24 protein-coding genes and 1 riboswitch are annotated in these 23,403 nt (G+C 63.5%); of the genes, 23 read left to right on the forward strand and 1 reads right to left on the reverse strand.

Annotated elements, in window-relative coordinates; genetic code table 11:
• The first annotated feature begins 110 nt into the window (after positions 1-110).
• The 9 genes from AC5Y5C_RS09800 (at position 111) to AC5Y5C_RS09840 (ending at position 7,220) form a co-directional block, all read left to right on the forward strand.
• Entirely contained in the window at positions 111-686 is a 576-nt protein-coding gene (locus AC5Y5C_RS09800; protein WP_499971327.1) for a hypothetical protein, read from the forward strand.
• Positions 671-1,447 (forward strand): APH(3'') family aminoglycoside O-phosphotransferase, encoded by a 777-nt coding sequence (locus AC5Y5C_RS09805; protein ID WP_499971856.1) that lies wholly within the window; start codon positions 671-673, stop codon positions 1,445-1,447. Before AC5Y5C_RS09800 ends, AC5Y5C_RS09805 begins: the two co-directional genes overlap by 16 nt.
• A gap of 47 nt (positions 1,448-1,494) precedes the next feature.
• Positions 1,495-1,857, forward strand: a complete 363-nt coding sequence (locus AC5Y5C_RS09810; RefSeq protein ID WP_499971329.1) for an ArsR/SmtB family transcription factor — start codon at positions 1,495-1,497, stop codon at positions 1,855-1,857.
• Positions 1,854-2,492, forward strand: coding sequence for an SRPBCC family protein (locus tag AC5Y5C_RS09815; protein WP_499971331.1), 639 nt, complete (start codon positions 1,854-1,856; stop codon positions 2,490-2,492). Before AC5Y5C_RS09810 ends, AC5Y5C_RS09815 begins: the two co-directional genes overlap by 4 nt.
• A gap of 36 nt (positions 2,493-2,528) precedes the next feature.
• On the forward strand, positions 2,529-3,044 hold the full coding sequence (locus AC5Y5C_RS09820; RefSeq protein WP_499971333.1) for a VOC family protein: 516 nt from the start codon (positions 2,529-2,531) through the stop codon (positions 3,042-3,044).
• A complete protein-coding gene (locus AC5Y5C_RS09825) occupies positions 3,041-4,504 on the forward strand; it encodes an FAD-binding protein (RefSeq protein WP_499971334.1) in 1,464 nt (487 codons plus the stop codon). The genes AC5Y5C_RS09820 and AC5Y5C_RS09825 overlap by 4 nt, the downstream gene beginning before the upstream one ends.
• A gap of 122 nt (positions 4,505-4,626) precedes the next feature.
• Positions 4,627-5,025, forward strand: coding sequence for a hypothetical protein (locus AC5Y5C_RS09830; protein ID WP_499971336.1), 399 nt, complete (start codon positions 4,627-4,629; stop codon positions 5,023-5,025).
• A 114-nt stretch (positions 5,026-5,139) separates the two neighbouring features.
• On the forward strand, positions 5,140-6,507 hold the full coding sequence (locus tag AC5Y5C_RS09835) for an ABC1 kinase family protein (RefSeq protein WP_499971338.1): 1,368 nt from the start codon (positions 5,140-5,142) through the stop codon (positions 6,505-6,507).
• Positions 6,508-6,590: 83 nt separating this feature from the next.
• Positions 6,591-7,220 carry a TetR/AcrR family transcriptional regulator gene (locus tag AC5Y5C_RS09840; RefSeq protein WP_499971858.1) on the forward strand — a complete coding sequence of 210 codons (630 nt, stop codon included), beginning with the start codon at positions 6,591-6,593 and terminating at the stop codon, positions 7,218-7,220.
• Positions 7,221-7,237: 17 nt separating this feature from the next.
• Here the strand turns inward: AC5Y5C_RS09840 and AC5Y5C_RS09845 are convergent, their stop codons facing one another.
• Entirely contained in the window at positions 7,238-8,749 is a 1,512-nt protein-coding gene (locus AC5Y5C_RS09845) for an ABC1 kinase family protein (protein ID WP_499971340.1), read from the reverse strand.
• Between the two features lie 249 nt (positions 8,750-8,998).
• Here AC5Y5C_RS09845 and AC5Y5C_RS09850 point away from each other — a divergent pair, with 249 nt between their 5' ends.
• The 14 genes from AC5Y5C_RS09850 (at position 8,999) to gcvP (ending at position 23,386) form a co-directional block, all read left to right on the forward strand.
• Positions 8,999-9,475: a type II toxin-antitoxin system Rv0910 family toxin gene (locus AC5Y5C_RS09850; protein WP_499971341.1), complete on the forward strand. Its 477-nt coding sequence runs from the start codon at positions 8,999-9,001 to the stop codon at positions 9,473-9,475.
• A gap of 60 nt (positions 9,476-9,535) precedes the next feature.
• Positions 9,536-10,810 (forward strand): acyl-CoA dehydrogenase family protein, encoded by a 1,275-nt coding sequence (locus AC5Y5C_RS09855; RefSeq protein ID WP_499971342.1) that lies wholly within the window; start codon positions 9,536-9,538, stop codon positions 10,808-10,810.
• A gap of 48 nt (positions 10,811-10,858) precedes the next feature.
• The gene (locus AC5Y5C_RS09860) at positions 10,859-11,716 is read left to right on the forward strand and encodes a GNAT family N-acetyltransferase (RefSeq protein ID WP_499971344.1); all 858 of its coding nucleotides are present in this window, start codon (positions 10,859-10,861) and stop codon (positions 11,714-11,716) included.
• Between the two features lie 8 nt (positions 11,717-11,724).
• Positions 11,725-14,049, forward strand: coding sequence for an accessory Sec system translocase SecA2 (gene secA2 / locus AC5Y5C_RS09865; protein WP_499971346.1), 2,325 nt, complete (start codon positions 11,725-11,727; stop codon positions 14,047-14,049).
• Between the two features lie 55 nt (positions 14,050-14,104).
• The gene (locus AC5Y5C_RS09870; RefSeq protein ID WP_499971347.1) at positions 14,105-14,734 is read left to right on the forward strand and encodes a CDP-alcohol phosphatidyltransferase family protein; all 630 of its coding nucleotides are present in this window, start codon (positions 14,105-14,107) and stop codon (positions 14,732-14,734) included.
• A 1-nt stretch (position 14,735) separates the two neighbouring features.
• Positions 14,736-15,680 (forward strand): DUF881 domain-containing protein, encoded by a 945-nt coding sequence (locus tag AC5Y5C_RS09875; RefSeq protein ID WP_499971349.1) that lies wholly within the window; start codon positions 14,736-14,738, stop codon positions 15,678-15,680.
• Positions 15,681-15,716: 36 nt separating this feature from the next.
• On the forward strand, positions 15,717-16,049 hold the full coding sequence (locus AC5Y5C_RS09880) for a small basic family protein (protein WP_005058551.1): 333 nt from the start codon (positions 15,717-15,719) through the stop codon (positions 16,047-16,049).
• Positions 16,050-16,053: 4 nt separating this feature from the next.
• Complete coding sequence (locus AC5Y5C_RS09885; protein ID WP_499971351.1) at positions 16,054-16,812, forward strand: DUF881 domain-containing protein; 759 nt, start codon at positions 16,054-16,056, stop codon at positions 16,810-16,812.
• 55 nt (positions 16,813-16,867) lie between these two features.
• Positions 16,868-17,263, forward strand: a complete 396-nt coding sequence (gene gcvH, locus AC5Y5C_RS09890) for a glycine cleavage system protein GcvH (RefSeq protein WP_499971353.1) — start codon at positions 16,868-16,870, stop codon at positions 17,261-17,263.
• Positions 17,264-17,522: 259 nt separating this feature from the next.
• On the forward strand, positions 17,523-17,996 hold the full coding sequence (gene garA / locus AC5Y5C_RS09895; protein WP_078359911.1) for a glycogen accumulation regulator GarA: 474 nt from the start codon (positions 17,523-17,525) through the stop codon (positions 17,994-17,996).
• Positions 17,993-18,736: a transcriptional regulator FtsR gene (gene ftsR / locus AC5Y5C_RS09900; protein WP_499971355.1), complete on the forward strand. Its 744-nt coding sequence runs from the start codon at positions 17,993-17,995 to the stop codon at positions 18,734-18,736. Before garA ends, ftsR begins: the two co-directional genes overlap by 4 nt.
• A 46-nt stretch (positions 18,737-18,782) precedes the next feature.
• Positions 18,783-19,286 (forward strand): bifunctional nuclease family protein, encoded by a 504-nt coding sequence (locus AC5Y5C_RS09905; protein WP_499971357.1) that lies wholly within the window; start codon positions 18,783-18,785, stop codon positions 19,284-19,286.
• 257 nt (positions 19,287-19,543) lie between these two features.
• Entirely contained in the window at positions 19,544-20,170 is a 627-nt protein-coding gene (locus tag AC5Y5C_RS09910; RefSeq protein WP_499971359.1) for a MerR family transcriptional regulator, read from the forward strand.
• A 62-nt stretch (positions 20,171-20,232) separates the two neighbouring features.
• Positions 20,233-20,330: riboswitch (glycine riboswitch) on the forward strand.
• A gap of 269 nt (positions 20,331-20,599) precedes the next feature.
• Positions 20,600-23,386, forward strand: coding sequence for an aminomethyl-transferring glycine dehydrogenase (gene gcvP / locus AC5Y5C_RS09915; protein WP_499971860.1), 2,787 nt, complete (start codon positions 20,600-20,602; stop codon positions 23,384-23,386).
• The last annotated feature ends 17 nt before the right edge of the window (positions 23,387-23,403 follow it).

Here is a 23,403-nt window from a genome sequence, read left to right on the forward strand (position 1 = left end):
TGCTGCTAATGCGACGATCGTTTCGGTTATCGGGCGTTCGGGGTTTCAGACACACGGACGCCTCGACAGTTCACACTTCCGGCCCAGTCCATGAGACGGTATCTCTCACTATGGATAGCGAGGCGAGTGGCCACCAATACCTCTCGTATGAGGAATTCGGCAGGGCGTTCTTCGAAATAGCCGTCAGCGAAGCCCGGGTAGGGGCTGCGGTCGCGTCGATCGCCGGTGAACCGTTCGAGGTCGGCCCCATGGCCCAAGGGCCCGGCAAGATCGCGAAGGTCACCGCGAAGGTCCAGATCCTGGAACCGATCGTCACCCGCAACGGCGGGGAGATCATCACCTTCGACATCCAGGTGCCACTGGCCATCGATCTGTTGATCGACCTGAAACTCGACAAGAGCCGGTTCAACGTCGCGGGCAATATCAACCTCAAGGCCACCGCCCGCGCCGCCGCACCACTACAGCTGATCATCGATGTCGCACCACCCGGGCCCTCGGACATCACGGTCGACGTGTCCTCGACCACCATCCGCGGGGAACTGCTGCGCATCTTGGCGGGGGTTGACCAGCTCATCAGCCGGTTCATCGCCAAATACGTCGCCAATGAGGTGGACAACCCCAAAGCCATGGCCGCGCGCACGATCGACGTCGCACACCGGCTCGATTCGGCCTGGACGGGCGTTTGATCGACCTCTCGGCCTGGGAACCCGTCACCGCGGGGGAGTCCGGCGCCTTGGTCTACCGGTCACCCGACCATTCGCGCTACGCCAAAACGGGCGGCGACGGCCTTGAGAATGAGCGAGATCGCATCGAGTGGCTTAGCGCTCAAGGAGTTCCGGGCCCGGCCGTTCTTGAATGGGCAACAGGGCCCGATGGTCCGGTGCTGGTCACCTCGGCGGTCGAGGGCATCGGCGCCGACCGGTTGAACGCGGACGATCTGGACAGGGCGTGGCCTGCCATCGCCGAGGCCGTGCGGCGGCTGCACGCGATACCGACGGCCGACTGCCCCTTCACGCGGGATCTCGCCACCACCATGGCGCTGGCGCGCGACGTGGTCGCCCGCGACGCCGTCAACCCGGACTTCCTGCCCGATCAGGACCGCGAGGTTCCCGCGGCAGAGCTGCTGGCCCGCGTCATCGCCCACCTGCCCGAACGCCTCGCTCAGGAACCCGGCGACCGGGCCGTATGTCACGGTGACCTGTGCCTGCCGAATATCCTCATCGTCCCGGAAGATTCCTCGGTGGCCGGATTCATCGACCTCGGCAGGCTTGGTCTGGCCGACCGGCATGCGGATCTTGCACTGCTCTTCGCCAACTCTCGCGAGACCTGGCCCGAAGACACCCGCGCGGGCACGGCACACGCACGGTTCCTGAATATCTACGGAATACCGGCTGACGCTGATCGATTGGAGTTCTACCTGCAGCTCGACCCGCTGACCTGGGGTTAATATTTCAGTCTTGACTTATATAAGTAGAGGCTTTTAATATCGGTAGCGTGCACGCCTTCGACATACTCGGAGACCCGGTACGCCGGCGCATTCTGGAGCTGATTCACGCGGGGGAGATGTCCTCCGGTGCCGTCACCGAGGTGATCCGCTCGGAGTTCGCGATTAGCCAGCCTGCCGTATCACAACACCTGAAGGTACTGCGCAACAACGGGTTTGCAACAGTTCGCACCGAGGGAACTCGCCGCATCTACAGCGTGGACACCGCACCGCTGCGCGAGGTGGACCGCTGGTTGGACACCTTTCGCCGTAACTGGACTCCACATCTGGATGCGCTGGCCACCGAAATCGCCCGCGGCAAGCGTCAACGCCGCACAACCAACACGCAGAAGGAGAAGGAAAGCGCCCCATGATCGATGTCGAGCACCAACTCAATGCCGTCCGCCGCACCCTCGGCACCACCACATTCGAGGCTCGCAAAGCACGCGTCGTGACCGTCAGTCAGACCTACGACACCGACGCCGAGGACCTGTGGGATGCCTGTACCAACGTCGAACGCATCCCACGGTGGTTCCTGCCGATCACCGGAGATCTGCGCCTGGGAGGCCATTACTCGTTGGAGGGCAACGCGTCTGGAAAGGTACTTAGCTGCGATGCACCTCGTTCGTTCAGCGCTTCCTGGGAAGCCATGGGGGTCACCAGCTGGATCGAGGTGACGATCACGCCCGAGTCCGGCGACCGGGCCACCTTCACCCTGGAACACATCTCCGACACCAGCGACGACGATGAGCACTGGTTGCAGTTCGGCCCGGGCGCCGTCGGAGTCGGTTGGGATTCCGGACTTCTCGGCCTGGCCGGATACATCGCATCGCCTGAGGATCGGATAACTCCCGAAGAGGGGGCGGCGTGGGCGGCCAGCGATGAAGGGCGCGCGTTCATGACCGGATCCAGCGAGAGGTGGTACACGGCGGCGGTCGCCTCCGGCATGGACCCAGCGCAGGCGCGAGGCATGGCCGATCGCACCACCCAGGCCTATACCGCGGGCTGAGGTAGCCCACATCACAGCGAGCGCTACTATCGGCCCATGACCACATCGGCAATGCCGCCGGATGTATCTGGATTTGGACGCGTCACCCAAATTGCTTGGGTTACTGATGATCTCGATGCCACTGAAGGCATGCTCAGCACCATATTCGGGGTCAAAAAATGGACACGTATTCCAGATGTGCATTTCGGCCCGGACACGTGCACCTACCGGGGCGCACCGGCCGACTTCACCGCGACCATCGCGCTGAGCTATCTGGCCGACATGCAGCTCGAGCTGATCCTCCCGGTCGGTGGGACGAGCATCTATACCGAGTTTCTCGAACGGCAACCCGCGGGGCTACACCACGTATGCATGGAGCCACCTGATCTTGATGCGGCGCTCGACCAAGCCACCGCACGCGGCATGCAGGTGATCCAGGAGGGCGTGATGCCCGGTGGCATGCGTTTCGCTTACCTATCGGCACCCGCGGCAGCCTTGCCATACATGGAACTGGCCTTCGTCCCGCCCGAAATCCGGGCGTTCTACGACTACATCAAGAGTGAGCAGGCATGACTGTAGCGATACCGGAAACCGTAGCGGTCCAGGACATCACGGAGTGGTCGGATGAGGTAGATGTACTCGTCATCGGCTTTGGCATGGGTGGTGGATGCGCTGCCGTCTCGGCGGCTGAGGCCGGGGCGCACGTGCTCGCGCTCGAGCGCGCCGCCGCCGCGGGCGGAACCACCGCGATGGCGGGCGGGCACTTCTACCTCGGCGGCGGCACGGCCGTTCAGGAGGCCACCGGGCATGTTGATAGCGCCGACGAGATGTACAAGTACCTCATGGCGGTATCGCCGGATCCCGATCCGGAGAAGATCCGGCTGTACTGTGACGGCAGCGTCGAGCATTTCAATTGGCTTGAGGCACTGGGTTTTCAGTTTGAACGCAGCTTCTACCCAGAGAAGGCCGTCATCCAGCCCAACACCGAAGGGCTGATGTTCACGGGTAACGAGCTGGTGTGGCCCTACCGCGATGAAGCGGTACCCGCGCCGCGCGGGCACAAGGTCCCCAAACCCGGTGATACCGGTGGTGCGGGCATGGTCGTGGACCTGCTCGCCCAACGTGCCGGCGAGCTCGGTGTGCCCATTCGATATGAAACCGGCGCCACGGCACTTATCCTCGATGAGACAGGTGCGGTGGTCGGCGCGACGTGGAAGCATTTCGCGGAAACCGGTGCGATACGGGCCAAGTCGGTCATTATCGCGGCCGGAGGGTTCGTGATGAACCCCGCCATGGTGGCCGAATACACCCCCAAGCTCGCCGAGAAACCGTTCGTACTCGGCAGCACCTACGACGACGGGCTGGGGATCAGACTTGGGATATCCGCGGGGGCCGATACCCGCAACATGAACCAGATTTTCGTGACCGCTCCCGTCTACCCACCCTCGGGCCTGCTCACCGGAATCATCGTCAACAAGAACGGTGAACGGTTTGTCGCCGAGGACTCCTACCATTCGCGGACTTCCGGATTCGTGATGGACCAGCCCGGCAGCGCCGCATACCTGATCGTCGATTCCGTGCACATGGACCGGCCGGCACTGCCATTGACGCCATTTATCGACGGCTGGGAGACCATCGCGGAAATGGAAGAGGCACTAGGCATCCCGGCAGGGAACCTGGAGAAGACACTGCAGCGGTACAACCAGCATGCCGACAGGGGAGAAGACCCCGACTTCCATAAGCACCCGAAATACCTTGCTGCACAAGGAACAGGCCCGTGGGGCGCCTTCGATCTGACCCTTGGTAAGGCGATATATGCGGGGTTCACACTCGGCGGACTTCGCACGGACGCAGACGGACGCGTGCTCACCGGAGCCGGCGAAGCGATATCGGGTCTCTATGCCGCGGGCGCGAGCGCGTCGAACATTGCTCAGGACGGTAAGGGCTACAGCAGCGGAACCAGGCTCGGCGAAGCCTCGTTCTTCGGCCGACGGGCGGGTTCGCACGCGTCAGCGCGGGTATCCGCCGGTTGAGCGGATCCGGCGTGCTATGTGAGGCCGGTCACAAAAGTGCATCAAATAATCACTCGGCGGGGTAGCCGGTGGGCAGCCGCGAAGCAGTCGCTTAGGCTGGGCGCAACGGAAAGGTGACTCCAATGGCGGAGGTCTATGCCAGCAACGGGAATCGGCCCGCACCGGCCCGCAAGATCCGCAAGCTGGCCAACGTCGCGCTCAACATCGACGGCACCGTGGGCCATATCGAGTCAATGGCCGTCGAGGTGCACGACCTCACCGACCGAGTGGGTTCGATGCTCGACCACCTGGACTCAAGCCTGGAGCGGCTCGACGACTCCCTGGACTCGCTCAATCTCACGCTGAATGATCTGGCCTCGACCACCTCGACTCTGGCTAACACGATGACGAGTCTCGAGACCCTCATCGACGTCGTCAACCCGCTCATTCGCGTACTCAAGGTCGCGCTCTATCCGACGAAGATCGTCCTGGATTTCGCCGACGATCGGATCGCCCAGGTCGAACGCGCCCTGCACCGGTAGGCCCTTCCTCGCTGGTCACCACTCGACACTCCCGGCATTTGATTAACATACATACCGGTTTGTCGGTAATGTCTCACCGACAGAGACGACGAGGTGACGACGAAGGGAGTCGCGGTGAGCGATGTATCCGATCAACCCCGGCGGCCCCGGAAGCTCGATCCGGTTTCCGCCGAGATTCAGTTCGATCGGCTGGCCGCGACGGCGGGCCAGCTCCTCAAGGCCGGGTCACGAATCCTGAGCCAGCGCCCCACGGAGCGCGACCTGCGCCACGTGGTCGCCAAGGAAATGCGCCGGTCGTTTGCCGAGCTCGGCCCCGCCTATGTCAAGTTCGGACAGCTCATCGCATCATCTCCGGGGATGTTTCCCGAAGACCTGTCCGCGGAGTTTCGGTCGCTGCTCGACCAGGTGCCGCCGGCGAATCCACGGACCATCCGATCGATGCTGGCGGACGAGCTCGGCGCCCAGCCCGAGGACGTATTCGCCTCATTCGATGAGGTTCCTTTCGCTTCTGCGTCAATCGCTCAGGTACACAAGGCGACACTGACGGACGGCACCGCCGTCGTCGTCAAGATCCAACGCCCCGCGATCCGGACCAGGCTCGCGGCCGATCTGCAGATTCTGAAGCAAATTGCCCGCGGTCTCGAACTCACCGAGATGGGCCGGATGTCGAATATCTACGAGGTGATGCAGGATTTCGAGGCCAACCTCGCCGAGGAGCTCGATTTTACCCTGGAAGCGCAGGCCATGCGTGACTGGACCTCCGGCCTCGCGGGCTCCAAATATTCCCCGAAAGTGCGTGTCCCGCAGCTCTATTCGGACCTATGCACCGACAAGGTACTCACCATGGAGTACGTCGAGGGCATCAGGATCGACAACGCGGATGAGATCCGTGCGGCCGGATTCAACGGTCCGGAAGTGGTCAAGACCCTCATGCTCACCCTTTTCGACTCGGCGTTCGCCGCGGGCACCTTCCATGGCGATCTGCACGCCGGCAATCTGATGGTGGACCCAGAGGGCCGAATCGTATTCCTGGACTTCGGAATTGTCGGCCGCCTCGATCAGCGGACCCGCAAGACATTGCGCGAGTTGATCGGCGCACTCATCATCGAACCCGACGATGAGGCGGCCGCACGAACACTGATCAGACTGGGAGCCATCGACCCCTCCGCCGACCCCGCCAAGGTCGCCGAGTCGCTGCGAAAGGTGACCCGTCCGATGGGCACCTCATTGGGCAAGATCTCCTACGGCACGATCGGCCGACAACTCACCGCATTGGGGCGCGAGCACGATGCCATCCTCCCCAAAGAATTCATCCTGGTCGGCAAGCAACTACTCTATGTCGAGCGATACACCAAACTACTTGCGCCCGAATGGCAGCCGGTGGGCGACCCGGAAATTCTCACCTATTTCGGCACCTTGATATCGGAGTACCAACAGGCCCGCGAAGAGATCAAGGACAGCAAGGACGGATCCGGAGAATGACACGCACCGCCGGCACCCCGGCCCGGTCAACCGCACGTAGTCATCGCTCCGTACGACGGACCCAGGAAGAACGCAGCGCCGCCATGCGCAGCAGGCTCCTTGATGCCACAGTGGACTGTCTGGTCAAGTACGGATACGCGGGTACGACGACCACGCGGGTGGCACAGCGTGCCGGTGTCACCCGCGGCGCACTGGTGCACCACTTCCAGTCGAAATCCGAACTTCTCGGAGAATCGGTGCGGCATTTGGCGTTCAAACAGGGCCAAGAGATCCTCTCCGAGCTGATAGCGCTGGACCGCGAAAGCGACGCTGATTTCATCAGCCGCTGCCTGGACGCACTCTGGAGAATGCATCAAGGATCGATGTTCATAGCCACCATGGAACTATGGATCGCCGCGCGTACCGATCCCGAATTGTCCGCTCAGATGGACCAGTTCGAGTTCATCGTTATGCAACAGTTCTCGACGCTGGGCCAATCGGTGAGTCAGACCGCCGAGGAGTTACGCATCATTCGCAACATCACGCTCACCGCGATGGATGCTGTTCGCGGAATCTTGGTCAACAGCATGACCGCACCGCAAGAAGTTCGCGATCAACGCTGGGCACGCGCCAAGACCATGCTGCTGAATATCGTCGAGTCACCATCGGTCGGTGCACCGCTTGACTCCGCATTGCGCACCATGGACACCGGAAAACTCAGTCTCGGCGATTGATGTCCCCGTCGCCGGATCTACTTCGACTCTCGCGCAGCCGCTTCCTCCATGCGTGACTGCTCGGCTTGGATGACCATGTTCCCGAAGTACCCGATGAACGACGGATCCGAGAGCAGGGCCCAGTCGGGTGCCAGCAGCTTCATGTAGCGCTCCACGTACAGAAGTTGCTTGGAGATCAGCACCAGTTCGCGCGGAAGCCGCACGTCATATTCCTTGGCCATCACCGCCAACTGCTTACCGAGCTGGCCGTACGAGATCGCCGAAAGCTTGGCCGACTGCAGGGGATTGGTGAAGTCGGAGATCGTCTTGGCTGCTGTCGTGGAATCGACGGCCTTGCCCCGGTCTCCGATGGCGCCGAGCTTGTAGATACCGCGACTCACCGCCGCATGGTCGTTTTTCACGAACAGATCAACCATGATCTCGGTGAAGATCTTGCGGCTGCGTTCATCAATACGCCCGACAATCCCGAAGTCCAGAAACACAATTCGGCCGCTCGAGTCCACCAACAGATTGCCCGCATGCAGGTCTCCGTGGAAGAGCCCCTTGTGAAATCCGGTCTCGAACAGTGAATAGACGATGGCCTTGACCAGTCCGACCCCGTCGAACCCGGCGGCGGCAAGCTCGCCGACGTTGTCGATCCGGATACCTTCGACGTATTCCATCGTCAGCACACGTTCGGTGGTGTACTCCCAAAACACCTTCGGAACGCGCACCTTATCGCCGTACTCGGTGTCGGCCAGACTCGCCATCCATTGCTCCATGGCATGGCCCTCTGCCGCGAAATCAAGCTCCTCGTTGAGGTTCTGCTCGAAGTCCTCGACGATCTCGGGTGCATTGCTCGCACGCCCCAGATCGGTTTTGACAATCAAGCGAGCAAGGCGCCCGATGATCCGAACGTCGGCGGCCAACCTGGTGCGGATCTTCGGCCGCTGAATCTTCACCACCACCCGCTCACCCGATTTGAGTGTCGCGTGGTGGACCTGAGCGATAGAGGCAGAGGCGAACGGATGGTCGTCGAATGTCGCGAATATCGTTGCAGGATCGGCACCCAACTGATCGCGCAACGACTGGCGAATCAACTCCGGAGACGCCGGCGGAACCCTGTCGAGAAGCGTGCGGAACTCGTTGGACAGCGTTTCCGGGAATACGCCGGGGGATGACGCGATGATCTGACCGAGCTTCACATACGTGGGGCCCATGAGTGCGAACGTGCGGCGGAGCTCATGGGCCGCTCGTACCTCCAGTGGTCTTCCACGCCGAGGTGTCGTCAGCAGACGCGCTCCCGACCCGGCGAGCCGGGCGACAACGACGCCAAACCTCCGGGCCTCCACGCGAAATGGCGGGGGATGCAGTCTGACCCGTGGCCGGGTGATCTCAATATCGATCGGCCCGCTGCCCGCCGGCGAATTCACCGCGGCGGCGGATGGTTCCGAGGTAGATTCCGGGATGACGGGCTGTTGCCTCCCGTTCTCGGGCAGTCCGGCGGCGAGGGGCGCCGCATCGTTGCCCGCGCCCTCGGGGGTGGTCATGAGCGCCACTGTAATACATACGAGCACAGTTGTATGTAACCTGCGCCGAGCTACCGATCGGTAGCTGCCGAATCACCGCCAGGTGCCCACAGGCCTGTCGGTATTTGACCGTCATACACCTGCATTTAGTCGGCTCGCCGCCGCTACATCTGCGGGAATTGCAGCTTACATACACGAGGGTATGTATGTTACGTTCGAAAGCGTTGGTATCCATCCATGCCACACCATTGACAAAGGAGTCTTTCGCCCATGTCTGAGCTGCACTCCAGCATCGACCTCCCCTACAGCATCGACAAGCTCTGGTCCGTGTTGCCAGACCTCAACAAATACGACGAGTGGATGACCATCCACACCGGATTCAAGGGCGATGTCCCCGCGATCGAGGACATCAAGGTCGGCACCAAGTTCTCCGAAATCGTCACCCTGATGGGCATGGCCAACACGGTCGAATGGACCGTGCAGGAGTTCACCCCGGCCGAGGAGGTGCTGTCCGCCAAGAAGGGCGCCTTCAAGCTGGGCGGCACGGGCATGGCCGGAGTCGAGGCCATCATCAAGTCGAGCGTGGAGGAAATCGACGCGGACAACACCAGGGTGAACGTGGACTCGTCCTTCACCGGGCAGATGCTCACCGGCGCCATCGGCACGGCTATCGACAAGGCCGTGCAGGAAGAGCTCGAAAACTCCGTCACGCGACTCAAGGAATTGCTGGCCAAGGAGCTCGGCTAATCGAGCTCATGTGCCGGGCCCATTTGATGTCGATCACCTTCACGGAAGAAAGCAGGACACATGCTCGACTGGTCACCGATTGACCTTGCGGTGCGTGACGCCGTTCGCCAGTTCATCGACAAGGAGGTCAGACCTCACGTCGATGCACTGGAGTCCGGTGAGATGGAGCCGTATCCCGTCATCCGGAAGATGTTCGCCACCTTTGGCATCGACGCTCTTGCCAAAGAGGCGCTGCAGAAGCAGATCGAGAAGAAGAAGGCCCGAGAGACCGCACTGGTCGCCGGCGAACCGCTGGCGGACTCCAGGAAGTCCGATAGTGGGGGAGTTATGGGACTCGCCGGCGGGTCGGCCGGGATGGGATTCGTTCTCACCAGTGAAATTTCGCGCGTCTGTATGGGTTTGGTGACGGGGATGGGCGTGAGCATGGGTCTGACCGTGCCGACCATCGCCTCCCGCGGCACCGCCGCACAGATGGAGCGGTGGCTGCCCGAGCTGGTCACCTACGAGAAGGTGGGCGCATGGGCCATCACCGAACCCGATTCGGGCTCTGATGCATTCGGCGGCATGAAGACATATGTCACCCGCGACGGCGAGGATTACATCCTCAATGGGCAGAAGACCTTCATCACCAATGGGCCCGATGCCGATGTGATCGTCGTCTACGCCAAGTTGGATGAAAAGGACCCGGCGGTCGACAAGCGCGACCGCACGGTGCTGACCTTCGTCCTCGACAAGGGCATGGAGGGCTTCGTACAGTCAAAACCTTTCCGCAAAATGGGTATTCACAGCTCACGCACCGGGCAGTTGTTCTTCGAGAATGTCCGCCTGGGCAAGGACCGCCTCCTGGGTGAATCGGAGACCAACGATCAGGGCGACGGGCGGGACAGTGCCCGGGCCAACTTTTCGATGGAACGCATCGGCGTGGCGGCACTCGCCCTCGGTGTCATCGAGGAGTGCCTGCGGCTTTCGCTGGACTACGCCAGGACACGCACCCTGTGGGGCAAGGAAATTGCCCAATTCCAGCTGATCCAGCTCAAACTGGCGAAGATGGAAGTGGCCCGGCTCAACGTACGGAACATGCTGTTCCACGCCATCGAGAGCTTGTCGGAGGATAAGACACCCTCGCTGGCGGAGGCTTCGGCCATCAAGCTCTACTGTTCCGAGGCCGCGACCGACGTCGCGATGGACGCCGTGCAGCTCTTCGGCGGCAATGGTTACATGACAGAATATCGAGTCGAACAGCTGGCGCGCGATGCCAAGTCGCTCATGATCTACGCCGGCAGCAACGAAGTTCAGATCACCCATATCGCCAAGGGGCTGCTGGCAGGCAACTAGCCCGGTAATCGGCTCGACACCCTGGCACCGACGCATCAGGCTGAGGCCATGCTGGCGCGCCTTCACGAGGATATGGCGGAGTACTGGGCCCTGGCAGGGCCGCTGTACTCCGCCGATCCCGTGCTGCACACGGTCGAGCTCCACGTCGCGGCGCGGCTTCTTCGCACGGCCTCCGATCCCGCGATAGCGCTGATCACCCTTACCGACCTTGGGGATCTCGCGGGAGCCGCGCTGGGCACCGGCCAGGGGCTCATCTGCAATGCCATCCCGAGGGCCGGGGTCACCGCCACAGTGAGCCTGCTCGCCGGTAGGGCGATTCGGCTGCCCTCGGTACGCGGATCGCGGTCGGTGACACTCTCGGTGGCCAGCGCCTGGGTGTCGATGACCGGCGCCACGGTGTCCGATACCACCGATGAGCGGCTGTACCGCCTCGCCGATTTTCAACCGCCGTGCGTGCCCGGCGAACCACATCTCGTCACCGCAGATGCCATCGAGGTCATGGTGCCGTGGAGTATCGAGTACAACCGGGAAACCTTCGGCGTGACGACACCGGCCGGCGACGCGCAGCGCTGGCTGTCCGGCTCCTACCAGCTGGGGGATGTCTACTTGCGGTGGGAACGGGGAGGCGCGCCCGTTGCCATGGCAGGAGTGCGGGCACCGATCGGCGGGGTATCGCGGATCGGTCCGGTGTACACACCACCCGCGTACCGGGGCCACGGCTACGGCAGTGCCGTCACGGCGTCCGCCTGCGAGTGGGCGCGACAGGCGGGAGCCCGGGAGATCGTCCTCACCACCGATCTGGCCAACCCGACCTCCAACTCGATCTACCGCAAGCTCGGATTTCGGGCGGTTGCCGATTCGGTGATCGTCGAGTTCGCGGCACCGGCGGCACTCCTCGCGCCCTGACGTACCGTGTGCATGTGCGCAAGTCGAACACCGCCTCACGGTTCACCGGGAAGTTCTGGAAGCTCCTCGGTGCCGCCACCGACAAGAACCAGAGCCAGTCGCTGGACCTCGTGGACGCCTCGAAGAAGTACGACGAGAAAGCCAAGGACCTCACCGACGAGCAGCTCACCAAGGCGGCCAAGAAGCTCGACCTGGCCGAGGGCATCGAGTCCAAGGACATCGGCCAGTTCCTCGCGATCGTGCGCGAAGCTGCCGAACGCACCATCGACGAGCGGCCGTTCGACGTTCAGCTGCTGGGCGCGCTGCGCATGCTCGACGGGGATGTCATCGAAATGGCCACCGGCGAGGGTAAGACCCTCACCGGCGCGATCACCGCCGCCGCATATGCGTTGGGCGGGCGCAGCGTGCATGTCATCTCAGTCAACGACTACCTGGCCCGGCGCGACGCCGAATGGATGGGACCGTTTCTGGAGCGGATGGGGTTGACGGTCGGATGGATCACCGAGGAATCCACCGCCGCCGACCGTCGGAAGGCCTATGCCTGCGATGTCACCTACGGATCGGTCAATGAGATCGGCTTCGACGTGCTGCGCGACCAGTTGGCGATCGACGTCGACGACCTGGTGTCCCCGAGCCCCGATGTCGCCGTCGTCGACGAGGCCGACTCGGTATTGGTCGACGAGGCCCTGGTGCCCCTGGTCCTGGCCGGCACCAGCCATCGGGAAGCCCCGAGCTCGGAGGTCATCGAAGCGGTACGCGAGCTGACCGCCGGAGAGGACTACGAGGCCGACAACGATCGCCGCAACATCTTCCTCACCGACATCGGTGCCCAGAAGCTGGAAAAGCGCCTCGGGAACATCGATCTGTACTCCGAGCAGAACGTCGGGACGACCCTCACCGAGGTCAACGTCGCCCTGCACGCACATGTGCTTTTAGAGCGCGACGTGCACTACATCGTGCGCGATGGCGCGGTGCACCTCATCAACTCCTCACGGGGTCGCATCGCGGCCCTGCAGCGCTGGCCCGATGGCTTACAGGCCGCTGTCGAAGCCAAGGAAGGCATTGAAACCACGGACACCGGTGAGGTTCTCGACACCATCACCGTGCAGGCCCTCATCAACAGGTACCCCCGTGTATGCGGAATGACCGGTACAGCACTCGCAGCCGGCGAACAGCTTCGACAGTTCTACAAGCTGGGTGTTTCACCCATCCCGCCCAACACCCCGAACATCCGCGAGGACCAGCCCGACCGCGTGTACATCACCGAGGCGAGCAAGAACGACGCCATCGTCGCGCATATCGCCGAGATCCACGCCACCGGCCAACCGGTGCTCGTCGGAACGCACGATGTCGCCGAATCTGAGGCGCTGCACCATCGTTTGGTGCGTTCTGGGGTTCCCGCCGTCGTGCTGAACGCCAAGAACGATGCCGAAGAGGCCCGCGTCATCGCCGAAGCCGGCGCGCTCAACGCCGTCACGGTGTCTACTCAGATGGCCGGCCGCGGTACCGATATCCGACTGGGTGGCTCCGATGAGACCGATTACGACGCCGTCGTGGAGGTGGGTGGACTGCACGTCGTCGGCACCGGGCGACACCGCACCGAACGGCTCGACAACCAGCTGCGCGGACGTGCGGGGCGCCAGGGCGACCCGGGGTCGTCGGTGTTCTTCTCCAGTTGGGAGGACGAGGTTGTTGTGGCACACCTTGATTCGGCCAAGCTTCCTACCGAAACCGATGATGACGGACAGATCGTCAGTCCCAAGTCCGGCGGTCTGCTCGACCACGCCCAGCGGGTCGCCGAAGGCACGATGCTGGATCTGCACGCCAACACCTGGCGTTACAACCAACTGATCGCCCAGCAGCGTGCCATCATCGCCGACCGTCGCGACACCCTGCTGCGCACCGATACCGCCCGCAAGGAGCTCAAGGAGCGTTCTGCGGAGCGCTACGACGAGCTGGCGGAAGATCTTTCCGAAGAGCGGCTCGAGCGCATCTCGCGGCAGATCATGCTGTACCACCTCGACCGTGGTTGGGCGGACCACCTGGCGTACCTGTCCGACGTACGCGAGAGCATTCATCTGCGCGCACTCGGGCGGCAGAACCCGATCGACGAGTTCCACCGGCTCGCCGTAGATGCCTTCGCCTCGTTGGCAGCCGACGCCGTAGAGGCGGCACAGCAGACCTTCGACACCGCGAATCTGGTTGACGAGGAACAGGGATTGGATCTTTCGAAGCTTGCCCGACCGACCTCGACGTGGACGTACATGATCCACGACGACCCGCGCAAGAACGACAGCCTCTCGATTCTGAACCTGCCCGGCGTCTTCAGCTGACGACAGGAGCCTGTTTACGTGGGGTATCGCTCCGCGAATATGAGAGGCTGGCCGGATGGGAACCGATGAGCCGCTTGCGCGAAGAGCTTCAGCTCCCGCGGAACCGTCCTCCGGAGACGACCGGATACTGACGGTCCCCAACGTGCTGAGCGTTATTCGACTGGCGTTCATCCCGCTGTTCCTGTACCTACTGCTGGTAAAGCACGCCGACGGCTGGGCCGTCACCATTCTGATGCTGAGCGGCTTCACCGACTGGGCCGACGGCAAGATTGCCCGGCTGATGAATCAGTCGTCACACCTGGGCACACTCCTAGACCCGGCCGCCGACCGGCTGTACATGGTGACCACCCCGATCGCGTTCGCGATCCGGGACATCGTGCCGTGGTGGATCGTGCTGACCCTGCTGGCCCGCGATCTCATTCTCACCCTCGGACTGCCCATCGTGCGCCGTCGTGGAATCGAGGCATTGCCAGTCATGTACATCGGCAAGGCCGCGACCTTCGCATTGATGTCGGCGTTCCCCCTCATCCTCATCGGCGAATGGGACTCGTTGTGGGGAAGGATAATCGGCCCCTGCGGGTGGGCCTTCCTGATATGGGGACTGGGCATGTATCTGTGGACGTTCGTGCTCTACGTCGCACAGATCGTGATGGTGGTCCGGCAGTTGCCAAGGGTCAGCACCTGAGATGAGTACCGACGACCCCATACACGGCAATGGGCCGCATCTCATGGGTGGTTTCGAACCCGAAGAGGGTCTGGGCCACCACACCGCGAACCGGCCCAAGCGCAATCCCGTGCCCTCGCTGTTGCGCACCTTGCTTTCTGATCACCTGGACGCCGGATATGCCGAGGCGGCCGCCGCCCGCCGCGACGGGGCTGCACCGCGCTCACGCGTGGCCGAATGGGGTTGGCAGGCAGTCGCTGCCATCGCCATCGCCGCCGTCTTCGCGGCGGCCGTCGCGCAGACCACCCGCATCGCGCCCGGCGTCATGCAGGAGAAGCAGGGACTGCTGGCAAGCATCCGTAGTGAACAGCGCGATTCCGGAGCGCTGGAGTCCACGCGCGACCAGTTGTCGGCCGAGGTGGCCGGCGCTCGGCGCGGCCAGCTGGAAGGCAACGAGCAGGGCAAGGAGCTACTGAATCGGTTGGACCAGTTAGGTCTTGCGGCGGCGAGCACTCAGGTACGCGGACCAGCGCTGATCGTCACATTGGCCGACCCGGGCAGCCCGGGCGACCTTTCGGACGTCTCGAAGGAACGTATCCCGCGCAGCCAGCAGGTTATTCTCGACCGTGACATGCAGCTGGTCGTGAACTCGCTGTGGATCAGTGGTGCAGAGGCGATTTCGGTCTCGGACGTTCGCATCGGCCCGAATGTGACGATGCGTCAGGCCGGGGGAGCGATCCTGGTCGACAATCAGCCCATCAGCTCGCCGTACCGAATCGTCGCCATCGGCCCCGCCAACACGATGAAGTCTTCGTTCGAGCGCAGCCCGGGCATGGCCCGAATGCGGCTTTTACAGAAATCCTATGGCATCCGACTCGCCCTGGGCACCCAGGAGAACGTCCAGCTGGCCCCGGCGGCCAATCGGGACGTGAAGTACGCCAAGGAAATTCCAGCAGGAAACCGATGACATGAACCCCACCGTGACGAGGAGAGGAAGTAGACGATGATCGGCATTGTCGCGCTGGCGATCGGCGTGGTTTTGGGGCTGGTGTTTCACCCGAACGTGCCCGACGCCGTCGCCCCGTACTTGCCGATCGCGGTGGTGGCGGCGCTCGATGCGCTTTTCGGCGGCGCTCGGGCCTATTTGGACCAGATATTCGATTCGAAGGTGTTCGTGGTCTCCTTCGTGTTCAATGTGCTGGTAGCGGCCCTGATCGTGTTCGTGGGTGACCAGCTCGGGGTCGGCACGCAGCTATCCACCGCCATCATCGTCGTTCTCGGCATTCGAATCTTCGGAAACGCTGCCGCCCTGCGGCGCAGGTTGTTTGGGGCGTGAGCCGATGACCGACTCCCAGCACGAACCACACCCGGGCAAGCACGAGATGCCCAAGACACGCCGTCCCCCGACGCGCACTCAGGTCACCTTCGGAGTACTGGGCGTCGCGCTGTGCGCATTGCTGGGCCTGGCGATCACCACCCAGGTTCGCCAAACCGAATCCGGCGATGGGCTGGACACCGCGCGGCCCGCTGACCTGCTGGTGCTGCTCGACTCGCTGCAACAGCGCGACGCCAACCTGAACAAGGAGATCGCAGACCTGCAACAGAGCTTAATCACCATGCGCGCCAGTGGAACCGGCAATCAGGCGGTGATCAACGATGCCAAGGCGCGGCTGTCGGCGCTGTCCATCATGGTGGGGACCGTCGGCGCCACCGGACCGGGCGTCATCCTGACCATCAGCGATCCCGGGCAGGGCCTGGGACCAGAAGCACTGCTCGACATCATCAACGAGCTACGGGCGGCCGGTGCCGAGGCGATCGAGATCAAGTCGGGCGACACGTCGGTGCGCATCGGCGCCGATTCGTGGGTGACCGGAGCCCCAGGACAGCTCACCGTCGACGGCACGCTTCTGGCACCCCCGTATTCGGTTCTCGCGATAGGCGATCCACCGACACTCGCGTCGGCGATGAACATACCGGGTGGCGCCGTCGACACCGTGTCGCGAGTGGGTGGTGGCGTTACCATCGACCAGCCGACACGCGTAGACATCACCACCTTGCGGGAACCGAAACCGCGCCAATACGCTCAGCCCGGCAAGTAGCCCTCCGGGCCCAGCGACCACGCAGACCACTGACCGAGAGCAAGGATGATTCACCGTGACCGAAATTCCTGCCGACCTGCACTACACCGAGGAACACGAATGGGTGCGGCGCACGGGTGAGCGCACTGTGCGCATCGGAATCACCGACTACGCACAGTCACAGCTCGGCGACGTGGTGTTTGTCCAGCTGCCGGATGTCGGCTCGGACCTGACCGCCGGCTCCACGTTCGGTGAGGTGGAGTCCACCAAGTCGGTATCGGACCTGTTCGCGCCGATCACCGCGAAAGTCGTTGGTGCGAATGGTGAATTGGATTCCAATCCGCAGCTGGTCAATTCCGATCCCTATGGCGAGGGATGGTTGGTCGATCTTGAAGTCACCAGCGAGGCAGACCTCGATGCGGCTCTTAATGACCTCTTAGACGCATCGGGATATGGTGACGCCACCGATTAGGAGGGCACCAGTTCTCCAACCCGTCCGATGACCACTATTTCGGGTGGACCGCTGGCCGATACGGCAGAGGTGGCCCGTTACGGGCAGTCAGACGGTACGGTCGGAAATGAGCGGCGATGAGCGCTCGCCGTGAAGAGCATGTGTTTTGATGAGCGCTCGCCGCGAAGAGCATGAGGGCAGATGAGGGTCGCGAAGAGCGTCAGGCTCTGCGAGATCCGCACTGACAATCGAATCCTCCAGGGGCGAGGAAGAAGGAGCGATGGTGACCGATAACGACAAGGACGACACGTCAGGCGAGGTCACCGCGGAGACGACCTCGGTGTTCCGCGCCGATTTCGCCACGGAACTGGAAGCGCCCGCACAGGCCGCTACCGACGTGTCGGGTGTCGAGGGATTGCCCGCCGGCTCGGCACTGTTGGTGGTCAAGCGTGGACCCAATGCGGGATCGCGTTTCCTGCTCGATCAGGCAACCACGTCGGCCGGACGGCACCCCGACAGTGACATCTTCCTCGACGATGTCACGGTAAGCCGTCGTCACGCCGAATTCCGGCTTGACAGTGACGAATTCCAGGTAGTTGACGTAGGCAGCCTCAACGGCACCTACGTCAACCGCGAGCCGGTGGACTCGGCGGTTCTCGCCAACGGCGACGAAGTGCAGATCGGAAAGTTCCGTCTGGTCTTCCTGACCGGGCCGAAGTCGGCCGGCGACGACACCTCCTCGGGTGGCCAGTGACAGCTCCCGACCGGCCGGCTCTCACCGGAATGTCGATTGGGTCGGTACTCGACCTGTTGCGTCCGGAGTTTCCGGACGTCACGATCTCGAAGATTCGATTCCTCGAATCGGAGGGCCTGGTTACCCCGTCGCGTAGCTCGTCGGGGTATCGCCGGTTTTCGGCCTATGACGCCGAGCGGCTCCGGTTCATCCTGACCGCGCAACGCGATCATTACCTGCCGTTGAAGGTGATCAAGGAGCAGCTCGACGCCCAGCCCGACGGAGCGCTGCCCGATGTGGCGGGTTTCAGCGGCGGCCCTCGTCTATTTGCCATCACCGATGGCGAAAGCACCAACGATATTGCCCATCAAGGGTTTCCATCCGCGCGCCCCACCCGGCTCAGCCGCGAGGACCTGCTGTCTCGTTCCGGGGCGGACGAGGTGGTGCTGACCTCGCTCATCAAGGCGGGAATCATCACCGCCGGCCCGGGCGGTTTCTTCGATGAATACACGGTCATGATCGTTCAGTGCGCCGCCGAGCTGGCCGACTACGGCGTCGAGCCGCGGCACTTGCGTACCTTCCGATCGGCGGTCGATCGCGAGACCGATCTGATTGCCCAGATCGTGGGCCCGACCGTCAAAGCCAACAAGGCAGGAGCCCGCGACCGCGCCGATGACCTGATCCGGGAGGTGGCTGCGCTCTCGATCGCGCTCCACGGCGCGATGATCAAGTCCGCGGTGCGCGGCGTCCTCGATCGCTGAGGACTAGACTCGCGGTACGACAGAAGTACTGGTGTTGGAGGGCACGATGAGCGAAGTTCGAGTCGTGGGAATCCGCGTGGAGCAGCCCCAGAACCAGCCGGTGTTGTTGCTGCGGGAATCCGCCGGCGATCGATACCTGCCGATTTGGATCGGCCAGTCCGAGGCGGCGGCCATTGCCCTGGAACAACAGGGGGTGGAACCGGCGCGGCCGCTCACCCATGATCTGATCCGCGATCTCATTGCCGCCCTTGGGCATTCGCTCAAGGAAGTACGGATCGTGGATCTGCAAGAAGGTACGTTCTACGCCGACCTTGTTTTCGATAGCGATCTGCGGGTGTCGGCGCGACCGTCGGATTCGGTAGCAATCGCGCTGCGCGTAGGGGTTCCGATCTACGTCGAGGAAGCTGTACTGGCCGAGGCGGGTTTGATCATTCCCGACGAGGACGACGAGGACTCCGGCGGAGCGTTGCGAGAAGACGAGGTCGAGAAGTTCAAAGAGTTCCTCGACAGCGTCTCGCCCGACGACTTCAAGGCCACAGAAGGCCCGTAAACAGAGCCTTAAGTAACGAGTAAGTCTCAACCTGACCTTTACAGTCTCGACCCGGGCGCGTCGCGTTGACCGTGATTTTCCGGAGGCCATAATTTGACTCAGCGGCCGGCACGGGGCAGCGCAAGGAGCGTATGCTCGGAGAATTCGTGCTTGGACGAACGCACTACCGGCGGACTCGGTTCGTTGAAATTTCTCAGGGAATTTCTCAGGAACCGCGCCACGAGAGCCGGCGAAGCGATCGGCGAGAGGGAGCAGAAGTGGTCGAACAGCCGCAGCAGGGGCAGCTGGACATGACGCTGGATGGGAGCGCGGCGGGTTCTGCCGAGTCATCAGCGGCTGACGGACCTGTTCAGCCGGGTCTCTTCCCGGATGATTCAGTGCCCGACCAGCTCGTTGGCTACCGCGGGCCCAGCGCCTGCCAGGTTGCCGGCATCACCTACCGCCAGTTGGACTACTGGGCCCGCACCTCACTTGTGGTTCCCTCGATCCGCGGCGCGGCCGGCTCCGGCAGCCAGCGCCTGTACTCCTTCAAGGACATCCTGGTCCTCAAGATCGTCAAGCGACTGCTGGACACCGGAATCTCACTGCAGAACATCCGGGTTGCCGTCGAGCACCTGCGTCAGCGCGGGGTCGAGGATCTCGCGAATATCACGCTGTTCTCGGATGGCACCACGGTCTATGAATGCACCTCCGCCGAAGAGGTCGTCGACCTGCTGCAGGGCGGACAGGGCGTATTCGGCATCGCGGTCAGCGGTGCCATGCGCGAACTGACCGGTGCCATCGCTGAGTTCCCGGGGGAGCGCGCCGATGGCGGCGAGGCCATCGAGGCACCCGAGGACGAACTGGCCTCCCGGCGCAAGGATCGTGCCCGCAAGACCGGCTGATCCGGCTCCACCAACTCGACGGTCTGGACCAGAGGGTTAACTCGCGTAAGCTGGTCGAGCATCGCCCGTGGGCGGGAGAGTGTCATGACCGCCAGTCATGGCCGCCGAAGGAGCAACACCTCTCCGCCAATCTCTCAGGCCCCCGAACCGCTCTCGGCCCCGATGCCTCTGAAAAGCGGTGATCTGCTCTTGCGACCGGGTCACCCGCCGACGGGGAAAGGCTCTCATCCGGGAATCTGCCCGGTGAGACGACCGAATCTCTCAGGCGCCCGTACCGGGTAGATGACAGAGGGAGGGGAGACGCCGTCGCGTGCCCGTCGCGCGACTCGGCCCTCCGGGAGTACCGTGTCCAATCCTCTTCGCGCCAGCGGCTCATCATCGCCTTTCGCCGATCGCCATATCGGTCCCACCGCCGCCGATATCGACACCATGCTTGCCACCATCGGTGTGGCCAGCCTCGACGAGCTCGCCGAGAAGGCTGTTCCGGCCAGCATCCTGGATGAGCAGCACGGCGGACTCGCCACCGGCCTCGACGCGCTCCCGGCAGCAGCATCCGAACACGAAGCCCTGGACGCGCTGCGGAAACTTGCTAGCCACAACACGATTGCCGTGTCGATGATCGGGCAGGGGTACTTCGACACGTTGACGCCGCCGGTGCTTCGCCGGAACATCCTGGAGAACCCGGCCTGGTACACCGCCTACACGCCGTACCAACCGGAAATCAGTCAGGGACGTCTTGAGGCACTGCTGAACTTCCAAACCATGGTCGCCGAGCTCACCGGCCTCGACATCGCGAATGCCTCGATGCTCGACGAGGGCACGGCTGCCGCCGAGGCGATGACGCTCATGCATCGCGCCGTGAAGTCCGCGTCCAATCGTCTGATTGTCGATGCCGACGTGTACGGGCAGACCGCGGCCGTGATCGCGACCCGCGCCGAACCACTCGGCATCGAGGTGGTGACCGTCGATCTCACCCAGGGACTACCCGACGGCGAATTCTTCGGAGTGATCGTGCAGTTGCCCGGCGCCTCCGGGCTGGTGCGCGACTGGACTTCGGTCATCTCCGAGGCTCATCAGCGTGGCGCGCTGGTGGCGGTCGGCGCTGACCTGTTGGCCCTCACCCTCATCGCCCCACCCGGCGACATCGGTGCCGACGTCGCCTTCGGCACCACCCAACGCTTTGGTGTGCCCATGGGATTCGGTGGCCCGCATGCCGGCTACCTCGCGGTACACACGGCGCACGCCCGACAGCTGCCGGGACGCCTCGTCGGGGTATCGGTGGACTCCGACGGCGCACCCGCCTACCGGCTCTCGCTGCAGACCCGCGAACAGCACATCCGCCGCGACAAGGCGACCAGCAACATCTGTACCGCGCAGGTGCTGCTGGCGGTGATCGCCGCCATGTACGCGAGCTACCACGGTCCGGAAGGGTTACGCACCATCGCCACCCGGGTGCACCGCAACGCACGGCTGCTGGCCTCCGGGCTGACTCGCGGCGGCCACACCGTGGTGCACGAGCAATTCTTCGACACGGTGCTGGTGCACGTTCCCGGCCGGGCCGCCGGGATCCAGGCCGCCGCCAAGGCCGAAGGGATCAATATCTGGAGCCCCGACGGCGACCACGTCTCGATCGCCTGCGATGAGGCGACAACGCTGCCGCACCTTGTGGCGGTGCTGCGTGCATTCGGCACGGAGATGTTCGAGGGCGCCCTGGAGGCCCTGCACCCCTCGGATATCGCGACCCGCGACTCGGATTACCTGACACATCCGGCGTTCAACCGCTATCACAGCGAGACCGACATGATGCGTTACCTGCGCGCGCTATCCGACAAGGATATTGCGTTGGACCGCAGCATGATTCCACTCGGGTCCTGCACCATGAAGCTCAACGCCGCCGCCGAGATGGAACCGATCACCTGGCCGCAGTTCGCGACCCAGCACCCATTCGCCCCGGCGGGTGATTCTCGCGGCCTGCGCACGCTGATCGCCGATCTCGAAGGCTGGCTGGCCGGTATCACCGGGTACGACGCCGTGAGCTTGCAGCCCAACGCGGGATCACAGGGCGAGTACGCGGGGCTGCTGGCCATCCGGCGGTACCACATCGACCGCGGCGAGAGCGACCGTGAGGTGTGTCTGATCCCATCGAGCGCCCACGGCACCAATGCCGCCTCGGCGGCCCTGGCGGGTATGCGCGTAGTGGTAGTGGCCTGCCGCGACAACGGCGACGTCGACCTCGATGATCTACGCGCCAAGATCGCGGCGAATGCCAGCGCACTGGCGGCGATCATGATCACGTACCCGTCCACGCACGGCGTCTACGAGCACGACATTGCCGACATCTGCGCGGCCGTGCACGACGCCGGGGGACAGGTGTACGTCGACGGCGCGAACCTGAATGCCCTTGTGGGGCTTGCCCGTCCCGGGCGCTTCGGCGGTGACGTCAGCCACCTGAACCTGCACAAGACGTTCTGCATCCCTCATGGTGGCGGTGGGCCTGGCGTAGGACCCGTTGCGGTCCGCGGCCACCTCGCGCAGTACCTGCCGGGGCACCCGTATGCCGAGGAACTGCCCTCCGGACCTCCGGTATCTTCGGCGCCGTACGGTTCGGCATCGATCCTGCCGATCACCTGGGCCTATATCCGGATGATGGGGCCCGACGGCCTGCGGGCGGCGTCGCTGACCGCGATCGCCTCGGCCAACTACCTGGCGCGCCGTCTCGATGAGTACTACCCGGTGCTCTACACCGGGGATAACGGCATGGTGGCCCACGAGTGCATCCTGGATCTGCGGGAGATCACCAAAAACACCGGCGTCACCGTCGACGATGTGGCCAAGCGCTTGGCCGACTACGGTTTCCACGCACCGACCATGAGTTTCCCGGTGGCCGGCACACTCATGGTGGAGCCCACCGAGAGTGAGAGCCTGGCCGAAGTGGACGCCTTCTGCGAGGCGATGATCGCCATCAAGGCCGAGATCGACAAGGTCGGCTCCGGGGTATGGCCGGTGGAGGACAACCCGCTGCGCGGGGCGCCGCACACCGCCGAATCTCTCACCGCCGATGAGTGGAATCACCCCTACGGCCGGACCGAGGCTGCGTACCCACTCGGAAAGGGATTCCGCCCCAAGGTGTGGCCGCCGGTGCGTCGTATCGACGGTGCTTACGGCGACCGCAATCTGGTGTGCTCCTGCCCACCGATCGAGGCCTTCGCCGAGTAGCGATTGCGCGAGCAGTC

This window comes from Mycobacterium sp. NGS15, from assembly GCF_059813245.1.